This window comes from Inquilinus sp. KBS0705 (genome assembly GCA_005938025.2).
GTDB lineage: Bacteria > Bacteroidota > Bacteroidia > Sphingobacteriales > Sphingobacteriaceae > Mucilaginibacter.
Window position 1 is genome coordinate 1,053,309 of sequence record VCCI02000001.1, and the last position, 16,667, is coordinate 1,069,975.

A 16,667-nucleotide genomic window follows, 5' to 3' on the forward strand; every position below is an offset into this window, starting at 1 on the left:
TGCCTAATAAGCCCTTTAACTACATTGGTTTATTATATATTTTATTAAGCACCCAATGGCCCACCTTATCGCCCTGGCTAACACCATTATCTATTGCATCCATAAAGTGTATACCTCCCCAAAACCTGGAGATGGCTGCTTCCTGCGCGGCGTTATTGAAAGAAGTAAAACTCCTTTTTGGCACTCCGTATTTTGTCTCGATATCATCTACGTAATGGAAATTATCGCCAAAATAATGCGTTAAAATCACCGCTGATGATTTGGATATTACCGAGTGGCCGCTAATATATTCGGGGAAAGGCGGTGTTTGTAATAAGGGTTTCCATGTAGGATCTATATACTTACGAATCGCAGTTTCAGGTCGTATACGGTTAGTGCGATATTTATCATCCCAGCAACATATAAAACTATCCATTAAGCCAATAGCAACAACAGTGTGTATCTCCATTGCCTTTGAAAAATCTGTCTTTTGCTTATCGCAAGCTAAACCGGTAATACCCATCCAATGCGCACCCGGCGATATCTTTTTTAAACCGATGAGCATGTGGCCATCGTTTTGCACGGCAAATGGGTTACAGTCCCAAAAGTTGGCAATGTCACGTTCCTGGCTGGTTAAGCCGTTGCCACTTTTGGTATAACTTAATTGCAGAAATTTATAAAACGCTGAATTTTTGCTGGTAGAAAAAGGAATTGGTGGCGCAGGTAAAAACTGCGAGGCCGAGTCAAGCGTCATAGGCCTTATGGTATTAAAATAAGGCTCTACAGGGCTCATATATGCTGGCGGTGTAGCTTTCCAATCGCCGTTGCCTGCCGACTCCTGGTAACGTGTATAATTGCCTATGCGATTGTATTTATCGGCCTTGGCATAGGCCAATACCTTTTTACTTACTTGCTGTGCATAACTTAGCGAGCTATCTATAACGCTTTGCTCAAACCCAATCTTTCTGCACGAATCTAATAAGCTGGTTTCGTACTTAGCCAGCAAAGTACTGCCTGATGGCTGTAACTTTTCGGCAGTTTTTAATACGGCTAAAATAGCACTCAGGCGGTAATCGTAACCGGCTACTGTTTTTGGTTTAACCATAGGCGGGTAACCGTTTAACTTACCATGCATGGTAGATACAGCTTTATCATTTTGCGATACAACTTCGTACCCGGCTAAACAGCTGTAAGCAAAAAAACGTGCTGCCAACGGCGGGTTAGTAACATCGTGTATCATTACATCTGTCATCTGGCCAATAACCTTGCTGATATCGCTACTTGTTAACTTAGGTGATTGTGTTGTTTTACAGCCATTAATAACTGCAACACTAAAAAATATGCATACTAAAAGCTTCTTCATCATTTGTAATTTAATTTATAAGCCTTTACCATGCTTTGGTTTATACCAAATAGCAAAACATCATTAACCTGCACAACGCTGCGTACATCGCCCGTAATTTTAAAGCCCGATTGTAATTGGGGGATGTAAGTATAATGGCCCTTACCGTCGCCTTTTAATAATACTCCGTAGCTGGCATCATACTTTCCAAATTTCAATCGCTCGTGGGTAATGTTACCGCATAACAATAGGTCTTCGTGCCCATCGTGGTCATAATCTAAGGTGGTGATGTTAAACACAGGTGTATATTGCGCTTGTAACGGTAAATTGGTTGGGCTTAGCTTCCCTTTAGCGTTACTTATAAAACACGCTGTTGATAAATAATTAGCGGTTAACAGTTTAGCGCCCTTCATTTCTTCGGTTGTAAACAGCTTATCTATGGTAATATCGGCATAACTCTTATAATCAGGGAAACGGCCACGCATTATACTCATTTGGTCCAGCAGCTCGTCCCTGGTAATGTACGGGTAACTTTTATGCTGAATATAAAAGCATAAAATGGGGTCGACCGAGCCATTATCATCAAAGTCTTTATAATACATTTCAGCCGGTTCGGTATCAGACACTCTGCATTGTGTATTTAGCCCCAAATTACCGGCAATAATATCCGGATGGCCGTCTTTATTTACGTCCGCTACCTTTAGTGTATTCCACCAACCCGAATACTTTTTATCAAAATAGTCAGCCGTTTTATCAATAAGCTTTCCGTTAGTATTAATAAAAACGGTTATTGGCATCCATTCGCCTGCAACTATCAGGTCGGGTTTGTTATCGTTATTCATATCTGCCCAAGCAGCATCGGTAACCATCCCTATGTTTTTTATTGCGGCATTGTATTTTGCGGTTTCGTCGGCAAAATGGCCTTTTCCATCATTTATTAATATGTAACTATCGGGTGTTTCGGGGTACCGGCCGGGTATTACCCTACCACCAACAAACAGGTCCTGATGGCCATCGCCATTAATATCGGCCGCTTTAACACAGCTTTTGCTGCTTAGCATTTTTGGCAATGCGTTAATAGCTTTGGTAAAGTTACCCTTACCGTCGTTTAAATAAAGCCGGTCTTGCAGCATTGGGTCGTCAGGGTTGATATTTCCGTATCCGCCCGAGCAAACATACAGATCAGGTTTATTATCGCCATTGGCATCAAAAAAAGCGGCACCGGCATTGTTATACCCTTTATCTACTATAAATGCAGGTGTTATTTTTACTGTAAAAGTGCCATTCGTTTGTTGCAGATAAAGTGCTCCCTCCTGCCCACTTGCGCCACCAATATAAATATCTTCCAATCCATCGCCGTTTACATCTGCCTTAGCCATACATGGGCCCGAGAATGATAGCGGGTTAGTTAGCAGAGGCTGGCGTTTAAAATCGTTAATGGTATTGTTCTTCTCTCTAAAATTAATTGGTGATTTTACTTCTGTGAACAGTGGCTTAGGGCGAGCAGCTATTATGGCTTTCTCTTTTGCTTCATTCTCGTTAATGGCTATGGTTTTATCGGCAGGTAAATTTTTACGTATTTCTGTTTTGCCGCTTTGCCATATTATTAATAAAGAATCAACCGTTTTTTTATCGCCTAAACCAAAATGCAAAACCGGCGATACATTCGATTGAAATCCCCTTGTTGGCATCTGCTCTAAATATTGTTTTTTATCGCCGGCATATAAAATTACCTTTGCGCCTACACCTTGTGTATTGCCTTTATTGCCCTTTAGATCTACCTGTAAATAGTGATTTTTGCTTTGTTTATTTGACTCGTTTTCATAAATAAAAGCCGGTTTATTAATGTTGTTCACCACCAGGTCAACATCGCCGTCGTTATCCAGATCGGCATATGCCGCGCCATTGCTGTTTGATGGCTGATTAATACCCCATAAGGCACTGGTGTTGGTAAATGTGAGGTCGCCGTTGTTGTGAAAAAAGTAGCTCTGCACATCAGATGATGGCATTTGGTTTACTATGTTTAACAGGTCTTGTCGCATCACCCTTCTATCCCGCAGGTTGTCGCCCATGTATTTTAAAAAATCCATGTTAGTATAATCGCGGGTGTAGCCGTTACTTACAAACAGGTCTTTCCAGCCGTCGTTATCGTAGTCGGCAAATAAAGGGGCCCAGCTCCAATCGGTATTTGATATGCCCGATAGTTGCCCAATCTCGCTAAATGTACCATCCCCATTATTTATATGGAGCATATTGCGCATGTATTGATAATAAAACCCAACCCTAAGGTTTAAGTTAAACGATTCATAATTGTCGGCCCCAAAAAGCAATTTTTGCCGGCGGTTGTCTTCTGGCAACATATCGAGGGTGTAGATATCCGGCTTCAGGTCGTTATTAATATCTGCAACATCATTTCCCATAGAGTAGAATGAAGTATGCCCGATACTGCTTTGCAGCTCATCAACAAATTTGCCGTTGCCTTTATTAATGTATAGCCTGTCGGGCACATTGTAATCATTAGATATGTAAATATCCGGCCAGCCGTCGCTATTCACATCAGCAATACCGGCACCTAAACCGTAAGATAGTGATGTATTTATTAAGCCTGATGCTGCTGTAACATCTGAGAAATGGTTATTGTCGTTTCGTAATATGCGTATCCCGGCTTCCTGATCGGTGTGTTTCATCAGGGCACTTACAGATATATCATCCAAACTACTTATGCGTTGCGGATTATGGTTCACCATCAGCATATCTAAATCGCCGTCGCGGTCGTAATCAAAAAAGTAAGCCTGTGTGGTAAACGATGGAAAATCTAAGCCAAAGTCTGCTGCTTCGTCCTTAAAAACCGGCACGCCATTGGTATCGTTACCCTGGTTGATAAATAATTGGTTCTTGCGTTTATCAGGGCCAATTTTGCCCGAGTAGCAAACATAAATATCAACCTTGCCATCGCCGTTTACATCGGCCATGGTCACTCCTGTTTTCCAGGGACCCGGCCGGCCGGCTACCCCTGCAACATTGGTTATGTCTTCAAATTGCATGTTGCCTTTGTTTACATACAATTTGTTGTCGGTCATATTCCCGGTAAAATACATGTCCTGCTTGCCATCGCCGTTTACATCGCCAATGGCTACACCGCCCCCGTTGTAAAAGTATTCGTACATCAACACATTGGTATTTAAACCTTCGGTTAAAGTGTTTGCAAAATCTACATGGGTTTGTTCTGCGGGTAAAAGCTTAAATAATGTATTTGCAGGCTCAGCCTCGGTTGATGGCTTTTTATTAGTACACGCAAATAGCTGTGCAATTAACACACCGGCTATAGCAAACTTGCTCCAACTACAATAACGGGAAGTATAAAAGATGCTCATTTAAAATTGATAGGTAGTTAGTAAAAATATAATTTAACTTCCATAAAAAGTATCGGCTTTCAGGCTGCAGCAAAATAAAAAAATTCACACCCGGGCCTAATCCCGGAGTGTGAATTTACTAAATCAAATAAATGGGTTAATAACCCGGGTTTTGTTTCAACTTTGGATTTTTATCAATCTCACCTTGTGGTATAGGCATCCAGTTCTGTCGCTCAAAAAAGGTATTTGTAAATATCTTAACAGGCGTGTAGGTTAATGCCCCACCGGCTCCGGCTTCTATCTTCATACCATATTCCGGTGACGTTAACACGCCGTTTGCTCCGGTTGTTATTTTCCAGCGTCGGATATCAAACCATCGCTTATCTTCAAATGCCAGTTCAATACGGCGTTCGCGGTGTATGTAATCGCGCATTTGGTCTTTTGATAGTCCCGGTTTAACTGCCGGTAACGATGAACGGGCACGTACTTTATTTACAGCATCATATACTGTATTATCCGGCCCTACAGCTTCATTCTGCGCTTCTGCATAACTTAACAGTATCTCGGCATAACGGAATATGATATAGTTTGCAAAGCTTGGCGCAAGGTTTATACTGGTTTGCCCTGTTATCGACTCATCCAGTGTTTTACGGGCGTTGTAACCAGTATTACTAATATCGCTTGATGAACCTAAATCGATCTGGTTGCTTCCACCAATTCTCGATTTAAAGATATCACCTTGCCATGATGCACCATCATATAAGATAGACTGATAAAAGCGTTGCTCGCGTTTTTCATATGGCTTTTGAGGATTATAGCCTGATGCAGGGTCAGTAATAGGTAAACCGTTATCCATCGAGTAATCATCAACCAAGCCTTGTGTAGGTGATAAGTTACCCCATGATTGCTGAACACCATTTACATATACCGGGCCTAAATATCCCTCGCGGTGACTACCCTTTGCAGGGCCTGTAGCATAACCGCGGGCAAATATGGTTTCAACATTCCAGTTGTTGGCACTTAAAAACTGATCGGCATAAGCAGTAGGTGACGCATTGAAAAGGCTGTAAGTGCCCAGGTCCATTACCTGTTTGTTGGTAGCAGCAGCTTTAGACCATTTTGATGCATCGCCGCCGGTATTAACCAGCGGACTTGCAGCAAACAGCTCAACCCAGCCTTTTAGCGCCAAAGCAGATCCTTTTGAAGCACGGCCACTTTCTGTTGCTTTTGCCGGTAATACCGCAGCTGCAGCGTCACAATCAGCCTCAATAAATGCAACAGTTTCATCAATTGTAGCGCGGGCAACAAAAATATCGGCACCCGATGCGTTGTCTAATGGTTCCTTGATGATAGGTACACCACCATAAGCGGTAAATAATAACGAATAGAAATAAGCGCGCATGAATGTAACCTCGGCTACACGCTGCTTATACCAATCGTCGGTAAAATTAGCTTTGTTTGCAGCGGCTTCTTTAAGGAAAAGGTTACACTTTCTTATTTTCCCAAAGTTACCTTCCCAATCCCACATGCCACCAGGGCCGGTAGGTACATTGCTTGGCCCTATTGAACCAGCCCTTACTGTGGCTTGCCCATTTTCCCAGGCGGCACCGCAAAAGCTGTTATCGGCATACTGTTCGGTTAGCTGATAGTCGTTATTAACATCCGGTAACTGATTGTAAATATCATTTACAAAAAGGTCGGCGTTACTTTGCGAACTGAATGTACTTTCGTTAGTTAAAAAACCCTTAGGTGGTACATCCAACGCCGAATCTTTTTTACATGAACTTATACCTGCCACAAGTAAAGCCAGCAAAAAGAACGATCTGTACTTATTATATATATGTTTCATTGCTTTCATATCTATTATCATTAAAATGTAGCATTAAGACCCACTGAAAATACACGCTGCTGGTAATAGTTAGTATTACTGCCACTGTTTTCAGGATCAATTATTTCTCTCACATTAGGCAAAAGGTTTATTACGTTTTGCCCGGCAACATATAGCCTAACTGATTGTATTTTATTATGTAAAACCTTGTTTGAGAAAGTATACCCTAATTCAAAGCTTTTTAGGCGGATATAGGCATCATTTCGCATAAACCACGAAGAAAACTGTGTGTTATTTGAAGTTGGCGTACCTGTTACCCTTGGGTATAAAGCATTTGGTGTTGCAGGTGTCCAGTGATCATCATATACTAGTTGCGATACCGAACCTGATGCATTAAAAGGGAATGCAAAATAGTTATTGATACCTATACTGCTATTACCCGACCCTTGTATCAAAATGTCCAGGTCGAAGTTTTTGTAAGATAGGCGTGGCTCTAAACCGTAAATTATTTCAGGCGTGTTAGGGTGCCCGATAACGGTTTGGTCATTAGCATCTATTTTACCATCAGGTTTACCATCAGGGCCGCTTAAGTCGGCATATTGTATATCACCTGCCGATACCGGACCAAATGAAGGAACTGGTATACCCGCTTTAAGCGAACCATCGGCGTTAAAATCGGCAGCTTTAAAATAGCCCAGGGCCTGGTAGCCAAATGGCGTATTTATAGGCCTTCCGGTTTGGCGCCTGTTAGGGTTGTTTGCAGTTGCACTGGTTTCGTAAACCTGTAATAGTTTGTTACGGGCAAAAGTAAATGTACCTGTTACATCTAACCTAAGGTCTTTATTAAAGCTATGGCCGCTTTGCAGGGTTAGCTCTATACCATGGTTACTCATAATACCACCGTTTACCAAACCGGTACCAATACCGTATTCGCCAGGCAGGGTGTTACCAATGCCAACCAACATATTCGACCTTTTTTCATAAAAATAATCGGCTTCAATGCTTAAAGCACCTTTCCATAAGGTAGCTTCAAAACCTACGTCGGTTTTATTGGCTCTTTCCCAGGTAATATTAGGGTTACCTTGCAATGCTTCGTTAATACCTTGTGTTGCACTACCCCCTAATACAGCTGAGTTTGCATAAGGATTATATGGGCTTAAGTATTGGTAAGTAAGGATTGAACCACCTGACCTTGGATAAGCACCTGATTGGCCCCATGAAGCTCTGATTTTTAAGTTGTCGATCCAGGTAAGGTTATCCTTGATAAACTTCTCTTCTGATAAACGCCAGCCGGCAGAAAATGCAGGGAAGAAACCAAATCTTTGACCAGGAGCAAACAAATAGCTTCCGTCATATCTACCTGCAGCTTCAAGCAAATATTTATTATCGTAAGCATAGCCTACCCTGTATACATAGCCTATTTGCTTTTGGCCGTTTGAATAGCCGTAGTTTGTTGCATCAGCTGCTGCCGGGCCACCATAGTTTAACTCATCAATATCTAAGTTATAGTTAAACTTGGTTGCCCCAAACGTTTGGTATTTAACATCGCGGCTTTCTACTACAGCCAGTGCATTAATATCACTTTTACCAAAACTGCGTTGGTAAGTTAATAAACCCTGCAATGTTAATGAATGGTTTTGGCTATAGCTTTGGCTAAAGGTAGCCTTTGAGTTACCCTGTACGCCCGCTTTATAAGTATATGGGTTTGTGGTAACATCAACATTATAAAAAGGTATAGGGGTTGTATAGGTGCGTTGTACAGAGGTAATGTTGCCTGTAAATAACGGATCTGGGCCGTTATCATAACTAATAACACCTTTTAAACTTAAACCTTGAATAGGCAATCTTTGGTCGATAGAAAACTGCGATAATACAGCGGTATTTTCGTTTAATTGATAACCGCTATGGTATATTTCGCCTATTAACGACTGCCCAATGTAGCCAGACCATAGACCATTGCTGTAATAAACAGGTGTTGTTGGCGCCTGGCGTTGTGCCTGGCCAATAATTGTTCCGGCACTTTGTGACGGGAAGTGCTGATCTTCTACATAACTGTTAACAGACAAAGCCACTGTTGTGGTTTTTGTTGCTTTAGCAGTTAAGCTTAACGACCCGTTATATTTATCTAAAAATGTGGTGCTCCACATACCATCCTGGTGGGTATATCCTAATGATGCAAAATATTTAATATCATCAGTACCGCCCGATAGTGTTACGTTATGGTAGGTTATAGGCCTGTTTTTCATGATGATATCCTGCAACGGATGCCCATCAGCATGGCCATCAGGATCGGAATGATCTTTAAATTTCTGTATGTCATCTGCAGTGTATGCAGCTGGCTGCCCGTCGTTTGCATTGGCTTCGTTGCGCAGCAAAGCATATTCGTACGACCCTATAAATGTGGGTACTTTTGTAGGGTTTTGTATACCAAAATAACCGTTATAAGTAAGTACCGGTTTGCCGGTTTTACCTCTTTTTGTGGTAACCAAAATAACACCGTTTGCACCGGCAACACCATATGGTGCAACAGCCGCTGCATCTTTTAGTATCGAGATGTTTTCTACAGTATTCGGGTCAAGCCTGCTAAAGTCGCGTGGCACACCATCTACAATAAGCAACGGAGAACTACCACCTGTAGAACCGATACCCCTTATTTGGATGTTAGAACCATCATAACCAGGCTCGCCGCTAGCTTGTGTAATTATTAAACCCGATGCACGGCCAACCAAACTGTTGGTTAAGTTAACAACCGGTTTTTTAGCAATTTCGTTGGTTTTAATAGTTGATACTGCGGCAGTGGTTGAGGTTTTCTTTTGGGTACCATAACCTACTACGATAACCTCGTTTAGGTTTTTGCCACTTGTTTGCAGCCTTACCAAAATATTGCTTTGTCCATTTACCGGCACTTCAATGGTTTCGTAACCAATATAAGTAATTACTAATACCGCGTTCTCTTCTACCGAAAGTGTAAAAGCACCGTTTACATCAGTAACTGTACCCTGGCTTGTGCCCTTAATTAAAACTGAAGCACCAATAATTGTTTCGCCGGTTACTTTATCGATGATCTTACCTTTGACGTTAATTGGAGGTGTGTTTTTTAAATCTTTTTTAGATTTATTTACATCGAGCAAGAATAAATTCGTTTTATTACCAGCATAGGTTATGTTGGATAATAAAAACATAACCGCCATAAACATGAGGGCTGCTTTAAAGTTTTTCTGCAAGAATGATTTTTTAAGTAAAATGTATTGCATAATTGAATCTTGTTAATAATTAATGTTACAGCTCCTTGATACAAGCTTTTTGATTTCTCCTGGTGTTACATTTTCTTCTTTTGTTTTCTTCATTCAGTTTTTTTGGGTTAGGTAAAAATTATATAATAATTGGTTTAAAGACACTTTAAAACTGCCCTTGTAATAAGCACAATAAAGGCGTAATTACACAGAACAGATTACTGTACTAACTATTCAAATACAGGGCTTAAACACCCTTAAAAAAAATATACTACTTATTTGGTTATAACTTGGACAACAAAATTTTTCGATTAGTTGCCATTGGTAGAAACGAATTAAAGGTAATTTTTAATTAAAAAAGGGGGGCAAAACAGTAATTTTGAGGGGATAAAACCGCATTTTATAGCTAAAAAAGGCTTTTGGGTTAATAATAACCGTTAATCATACGGTTATTATTAAAAAAGATGGTCGAATGTGCGTTCCGTAAAATTTTTCGTGAAACGATAACTAATCGTAAGAGGTAATGTGTTTATTTTTGATAAACGCGAACGTAATCTATTTCAAACTTTTTGGGGAATATTGTAGTTGCCGGGTCTCCCCCATTGTCGCCGCCTAAGGCAAGGTCTAACAAAATGTAGTGGGGTTGTTTAAATGGGTTAATGTTACTCCCATCCTTATTAAAAAGGTCATTTAAAGCTACCTTGTTTAGCAACAGGTCATCTACATACAAACTGATACTTTGTTCATCCCAGTCCATTCGCCAGGTATGGAACTTTTTGCTCCAGTTTGCATCGTTAAATTCTGTAATGGGTTTGCGTGTGCTAAACCACTGCGCTTTAAACGCTGTATTTGTGCCGCAGGCTATGTTTGCCAAAAGTCTCCCCTGGTAATATTCCATTATGTCAATTTCGCCGTTTGATGGCCATTCTCCCTTGTCACCAAGTGTCCAGAAAGCGGGCCATAAGCCGGCATCTGTATCTATACGTGCGCGCATTACAAACCTGCCGTATTGCCAGCTATGAAGGCCCGAGGTATTTAAGCTGGACGATGTATATTCAATAAATTGCCGGTTATTCTTCCAATCTTCGCTCCCTGCTTTATAATTTGGATTTGGCAAATGCACTTTTTGGGCTTGTATTACCAGTATACCGTTATGGCAAAGTGCATTATGTTGCTGGTACCACTGTATTTCGTGGTTTCGCTGAAAACCTTGTTCAAAGGTCCAGTCTTTTGGGTTAACCGGGCCTTCGCTGTTAAATTCATCAGCCCAAACCAATTTGTAATTACCTGTAGTATCGTTTATTTGTGCTTTAACAGGTTGTATAAATTCTAAAATTAAAACTGCCGCTAATAAATATTTAATGTGCATAGGTAGTAATTGAATATAGATTATGGGGAATAGCTTTTTAAGCCAAGCTTACTAATCGTCAGTAAAAATATCAATTAAACACATCTAAGCTCCAATTAGTTTGCCAGCCAATTTCAATATCATTACCTTTAAAGTTGATAGGTAACCATAAATACTGGCCATCGATAGCATTTTTTGGTGACCATTTATCGGCCATAAAAATAAACGCATCCTTTTTACCTGCAATCGGTAGTACATATGTGCTTTGCCCGCCAAACGTTATATCAGCATTTGTGCCCACACATGGGTTGCCATTATATGTCCACGGGCCCCAGATCGACTTAGCAGAGAACCAACGCGCCGGGTTGGGGTCCCATCCTGTAGTACCCGAACCTATTAAGTAATATACACCATTACGCTTAAATATTGCAGGGGCCTCGGTTTGATGACCTGCATATACGCGGGTGAACTTGCCTGTATGCGCTGTATAATCCTCATTAAGTTCGGCTATATCTAATGTATAATTCTCTTCGGCCGAAAATATATGGTAAGCCTTGCCATCATCGTCCACAAATACATTCATGTCACGGGCCATTTGCCCGCCGGGTAAATCGCGACAAAAGAAACCTTCGCTTTTGTTTTTGGGTTTGTCGCAATCTATGGTATCCTCTTTGCCCGAACCAGCCGGATAATAAGGCATAAAGCCCTTATTGGGCCTGTAGCTCTTCACAAACATATATGGCCCTGTCACTTTATCGCTTACAGCCAAACCCGTACGAGCAGCGTTATAACCCTGCCCGCGCAGTTCTAAATGGAACCACATTACAAACTTTTTAGTTTTAGCATTATACACTACCTTGGGGCGTTCCAATATACAACCCTTAGCAATATCGCTGGTACTATCTGCTGATACGGGTAAGGCTATACCGGCATCCTTCCAGTTATAAAGATCTTTAGACGAATAGCAATGTACACCAACCATTGCACGATTACCGGCCTCTCCCTCAATTTTATGTTCGCCAAACCAATAGTAAATGCCCTTGTAAAAAAGCATTCCCCCGCCATGGGCATTAATGTGTACGCCATTATTGTCGAGCCATAACTTACCAGGTGTAAACTTTGTGGCTTTAACTGCATCTTGGGCATAGCTACCTACACAAAAGAATAAAATGATACCAATAATTGAAATTGAAAGACGGGTGTTTTTAAGATACATGCTACTTGCCATTATTAATTAAAAAGGCAGTAACTCGTATCCGCCTCAATAGTTATAGGCGAAATAAGGGCATTTTTAAAAAATGCAAGCGGGGTAAAATCGTAAATTTAAGGGGTTAAATTAAACTAAGCCTATCTTTTGTGTGTCTTTACACTACTTAATAAAGTCTTGCTCTACCAAATAAGTTTTATTAAACGCCGACCTGTGTTGCTTAATAAACTCAGAGGGTTTTATACCAAACAGTTTTATAAAGTGCTCTCTAAAATATTTTATATCGTTAAACCCGGCGTTTAATGCGGCCTCGTTAACGTTGCAATTGGTATTTATCATCATCTCAGCTGCCTTTCGCAAACGAACAAACCTAACAAAACTGTTTACGGATTGACCACTGATGGACTTTATTTTTTTAAATAAACTGGAGTAGCTTATACCCATGTCATCGGCAATAGTTTTTACATCAAAATTTGGATCGATAATGTAGTTCTCAATAATCGCGATGCATTTGTATAGAAACTCTTTATGATGTTCAGAAATATTCCGCGTGTTCGATTTTAAGGTAACCTCGTTGTAAAAGTAGTTTTGCAATTCGCGCCTATCGCGTAAAATACCTTGTACTCTTGCTATAAGCATGTCTTTTTCAAAAGGCTTGCTAACAAAATCAACAGCGCCTACTTCAATTCCTTTTAATTTGGTTTCGGGGTTAGGGTCGCCGGTTAATAATATTACCGGTATGTGGCTTAAGGATGAGTCCTGCTTTATCATCCTACAAAGATCTATCCCGGAAACTTCCTCCATCGTAATATCACTTATGACTACGTCTGGTAAGTGTCTTTTTATTAATTCAAGGCCTTTCTCGCCTGTTTGGGCCTCATATATTTTATAATTGTCCTTAAAAATCTTTTTAATGTATGTCCTTATTTCTGCGTTATCATCAATTATTAAAACGGATTGCCGTTCAGAAATAAGCAATTCCAGGTTACCGGCATCCTCATCTATACTGGCTGATTGAATTTGATCTTCGTTAATTAATTCGTTAATTAAGTGCTGGTTGTCAGGCTGATCTGAAAAGTAGCTTTCCAATGATACTTTGTAGGGTAGCAATATTGTAAATGTTGTACCTGCTACATCGTTATTGCGATAATTTACAATGCCACCATGGCTTTCTATAAAGTTTTTAACCAGGTATAAGCCAATACCAAAGCCCGTTTTTAACGATTTAGTATCTTTTATCTGGTAAAATTTATCGAATAATTTATCACCGGTATCTGCAGCTATTCCGCAACCATCATCAACTACCGTTAATGATATCTGATCACCTATTTCATTTAAATTAATACTGATCTCTCCACCCTCTGAGGTGAATTTTAAGGCATTTGAAATAAGATTGAAAATAGCAATTTCCATCTTCTCCCTATCAAGCAACATCACGATCTGTTGATTATTGGATTCAAAACGGTAGGTTATATTGCGGTTTTTTGCCTGCTGCAAAAAACACAGGTAAACATCGTGACATAGCACAGAGAGATTGACATTACTTAAATTAAGCGAATCATTCTCGCTTTCGGCTTTTCTAAATAATAGCAAATGATCTACAAGGCCCAATAAACGGCGCGCATTACGGTATATTGTATTTAATTCATCCTTGTTTTTTGTGTTGTTATCTCTTATTAAATCTTTTATGGGGTTAATAATAAGTGTTAACGGTGTGCGAAATTCATGCGATACATTGGTAAAAAATGCTAATTTCTTTTCATTCACCTCCTTTTCGCGTTCTACCTGCAAGTTAGCTATCTGTAGCTCATATTTAAATTTGGTTTGCCTAATGCGGTATAGCCAAACCCAATATAATATCGCCGCAATTAAACAGGCATAAACAAAGTAAGCCAGCCAGGTGCGGTACCATGGTGGTAATACAACAATTTGTAGTGCAAGCTGATGCTCGCCCCAACTGCCTGCTGTATTGGTCGCTTTTACTCTTAGTGTGTAACTACCCTCATTTAAGCGGGTGTAGTAAGCTGTTTTTAGCGCGCCAACCTCATTCCAGCCATGATCCCATCCATCAAGGTAGTATGCATATTTAAGCTTATCAGGGAAAGAGTATTCGGGGGCTGTGTAATCAATAGCCAGCGTTGCTTCGTCATACGGCACCGTTATCTTTTTTAAATCGACAATAGCCTGGTTACCCGTATAACTTGTGTCTGCTTCTATCGAGCGGTTATTAACATGTAAGCCTGTAAACTTCAACTCAGGCTGATGTACGCGTAAAGCAATGCTGTCTGGGTAGAATATATTGAAACCGTTAATTCCACCAAAGGCAAGCTCGCCCGACTGTAGTTTTAAAGCGGCATTAAAGTTAAATTGATTGCTTTGAAGGCCATCTGATGCGTAAAAATTGCTGAAAGTTTTTGTCTGCTTGTTAAATTCAGTCAGGCCGTTATAGGTACTGGCCCATATATTGTCTTTATTATCAACCAGTACGTTAAGTAACGAATTGCTTGGCAAACCGTTTAACTGTGTATAGCGATGCAGTAACCTCCTCGATGGGTCGTACTTGAGCAATCCCCCTCCTTCGGTGCCTATCCATAAATTATGTTGAGTATCTTCTGTAATTGAGCGTACCGCGTTTTTAACATTATAATACAAATGTTTTTTCCCGGCAACGTCTATTTTAATTAATCTTAAATAGTCTCCCGCCCACAAAACGCCGTTATGGTCTTCAAATAGTGCATGTATATTTATTAACTGATCGTCAAATACTTCAAATTTATCCTTTGCCCTATTGTATAAATACAAGGCGCCGCCGCGGGTTGCACCAGCCCATAAATTGTTATGGCTATCCAGGTAAAGTTTCCATAGATTTTTGTCTGCAGATTTTGTAAAAGTGTTAAAGCAATCGTAATGAATGAATTTTTGACTCTGCTTGTCAAAACGGTCTATACCACCGTTAAACAACGCAACCCAAACCTGATTTTGACGATCATTAATAACACTTACCACAAAGTTACTTCTCAACGATGCCTTATCATTGCTATGTATATAACTATGGTATTGGTTATTTTTCCTGTCCCAATAGCTTAGTCCGCCACCATCTGTACCTATCCAAATATTATGCTTTTCATCTTCGCAAAAGGATAAGATAAAGTTGTTAACTATACTGTTGCTATTAAACGGGTTGTTTGTAACCAACTTAAACTGGTTACGATTATTATCTAAAAAGTTTACACCGCCTCTGAGGGTAGCTATCCAAATTCGCGCCTCATCGTCCTCATATAACATACTGATGGCATCGCTGCGGAGGCTGTTGCCATTTTCTTTGCCACTTACAATGTATTTGGTAGTATGGTGTACGCTATCTAATACATTTACCCCACCACCATTTGTACCTATCCATATCTCGCCGGATCTTGATAGCTTAACATCTATAATATTATCGCTGTTTAGCTTGCCGGTACTATTGCCAATTCGTGCAAGGGTGTTAGTTGATAAGTTGTAATTAAACAACCCATTATCAGTACCTATCCATATCTTTTTTTGAGGATCAAATAATATACAATTGGCATACTTCAATTCAGAATTGATAACCCTGATCGTATTTTCCTGCTTATTTAGAAGGCACAGGCCGACGTTACGAATAAATAGCCAAATTTTACCGTCAGTATCTATAGCTATGGATTGTACGGTATATTTGGTGTTTGCTCCATTTAATGCAACCCGCCTGCATAATTTATTTGCCTGCGAGTAAATAAATAGCCCCTCATAATCGGTGCCGATATATATGTTGCCGTTTTTACCTGCCTGTAGGGCATCAATATTATACGTAAGTCTTTGAGGCTTTTTGTTTGCTTTGCTGTAGTAAAAAACAGGGCTGAACTTTGATTGATTATAGCAATATTGAACTAAGCCCTTTTGGGTGCCTATAAAAATATCGTTGCCAAAACCTGTTATTTTATTAATGTGATTATCATTTAACGACCGGTTATCGCCCCAAATATTCCGGTATATCCTCACCGTACTGCCATCATATTTGTTTAAGCCGTCGTAGGTACCTATCCATACAAAACCATGCTTGTCTTTATAAATACTGGTAACGGCATTATTAGATAATCCCTGCTCTATACCCAGATACCTTATGGATTGTATAGCATATAAATTATGACAAGACAACAGGTATACCCCTATCAATATAAAGGAATACCTGAACAGTAAAGCTCTCTTCATTAAATTATAGACAGGTAGAAATTAGTTAACAAATAACAAAGCTAACATTTTGAAGGAAACCTAAAGATTGATTATTGAAGTATTTTAACAAGAATTTGCTTTGAAAAGCCACAAAACAAACTTGCAGCTACGATAATACCAGGAGACACT

7 protein-coding genes are annotated in these 16,667 nt (G+C 40.0%); all 7 read right to left on the reverse strand.

What is annotated here, in order from left to right:
• Positions 1 to 19: 19 nt before the first annotated feature.
• The 7 genes from FFF34_004715 to FFF34_004745 all read right to left on the reverse strand — a co-directional run bounded on the left by FFF34_004715 (position 20) and on the right by FFF34_004745 (position 16,517).
• Positions 20 to 1,342, reverse strand: a complete 1,323-nt coding sequence (locus FFF34_004715; GenBank protein ID TSD67957.1) for a vanadium-dependent haloperoxidase — start codon at positions 1,340 to 1,342, stop codon at positions 20 to 22.
• Positions 1,342 to 4,695, reverse strand: coding sequence for an RNA-binding protein (locus FFF34_004720; GenBank protein ID TSD66715.1), 3,354 nt, complete (start codon positions 4,693 to 4,695; stop codon positions 1,342 to 1,344). Before FFF34_004720 ends, FFF34_004715 begins: the two co-directional genes overlap by 1 nt.
• Positions 4,696 to 4,831: 136 nt before the next feature.
• On the reverse strand, positions 4,832 to 6,523 hold the full coding sequence (locus FFF34_004725; protein TSD66716.1) for a RagB/SusD family nutrient uptake outer membrane protein: 1,692 nt from the start codon (positions 6,521 to 6,523) through the stop codon (positions 4,832 to 4,834).
• 20 nt (positions 6,524 to 6,543) lie between these two features.
• Positions 6,544 to 9,684, reverse strand: a complete 3,141-nt coding sequence (locus FFF34_004730) for a TonB-dependent receptor (protein TSD67958.1) — start codon at positions 9,682 to 9,684, stop codon at positions 6,544 to 6,546.
• 580 nt (positions 9,685 to 10,264) lie between these two features.
• Complete coding sequence (locus FFF34_004735; GenBank protein ID TSD66717.1) at positions 10,265 to 11,104, reverse strand: glycoside hydrolase family 16 protein; 840 nt, start codon at positions 11,102 to 11,104, stop codon at positions 10,265 to 10,267.
• A gap of 70 nt (positions 11,105 to 11,174) precedes the next feature.
• Positions 11,175 to 12,299 carry a family 43 glycosylhydrolase gene (locus tag FFF34_004740; protein ID TSD66718.1) on the reverse strand — a complete coding sequence of 375 codons (1,125 nt, stop codon included), beginning with the start codon at positions 12,297 to 12,299 and terminating at the stop codon, positions 11,175 to 11,177.
• Positions 12,300 to 12,452: 153 nt separating this feature from the next.
• Positions 12,453 to 16,517 (reverse strand): response regulator, encoded by a 4,065-nt coding sequence (locus FFF34_004745; protein ID TSD66719.1) that lies wholly within the window; start codon positions 16,515 to 16,517, stop codon positions 12,453 to 12,455.
• Positions 16,518 to 16,667 lie beyond the last annotated feature (150 nt).

What these genes read in the sequence shown, in the direction of transcription:
- FFF34_004715 (TSD67957.1), bottom strand. Translation starts at nt 1,342, where the DNA reads ATGAAGAAGCTTTTAGTATGCATATTTTTTAGTGTTGCAGTTATTAAT.
- FFF34_004720 (TSD66715.1), bottom strand. Translation starts at nt 4,695, where the DNA reads ATGAGCATCTTTTATACTTCCCGTTATTGTAGTTGGAGCAAGTTTGCT.
- FFF34_004725 (TSD66716.1), bottom strand. Translation starts at nt 6,523, where the DNA reads ATGAAACATATATATAATAAGTACAGATCGTTCTTTTTGCTGGCTTTA.
- FFF34_004730 (TSD67958.1), bottom strand. Translation starts at nt 9,684, where the DNA reads ATGTTTTTATTATCCAACATAACCTATGCTGGTAATAAAACGAATTTA.
- FFF34_004735 (TSD66717.1), bottom strand. Translation starts at nt 11,104, where the DNA reads ATGCACATTAAATATTTATTAGCGGCAGTTTTAATTTTAGAATTTATA.
- FFF34_004740 (TSD66718.1), bottom strand. Translation starts at nt 12,299, where the DNA reads ATGTATCTTAAAAACACCCGTCTTTCAATTTCAATTATTGGTATCATT.
- FFF34_004745 (TSD66719.1), bottom strand. Translation starts at nt 16,517, where the DNA reads ATGAAGAGAGCTTTACTGTTCAGGTATTCCTTTATATTGATAGGGGTA.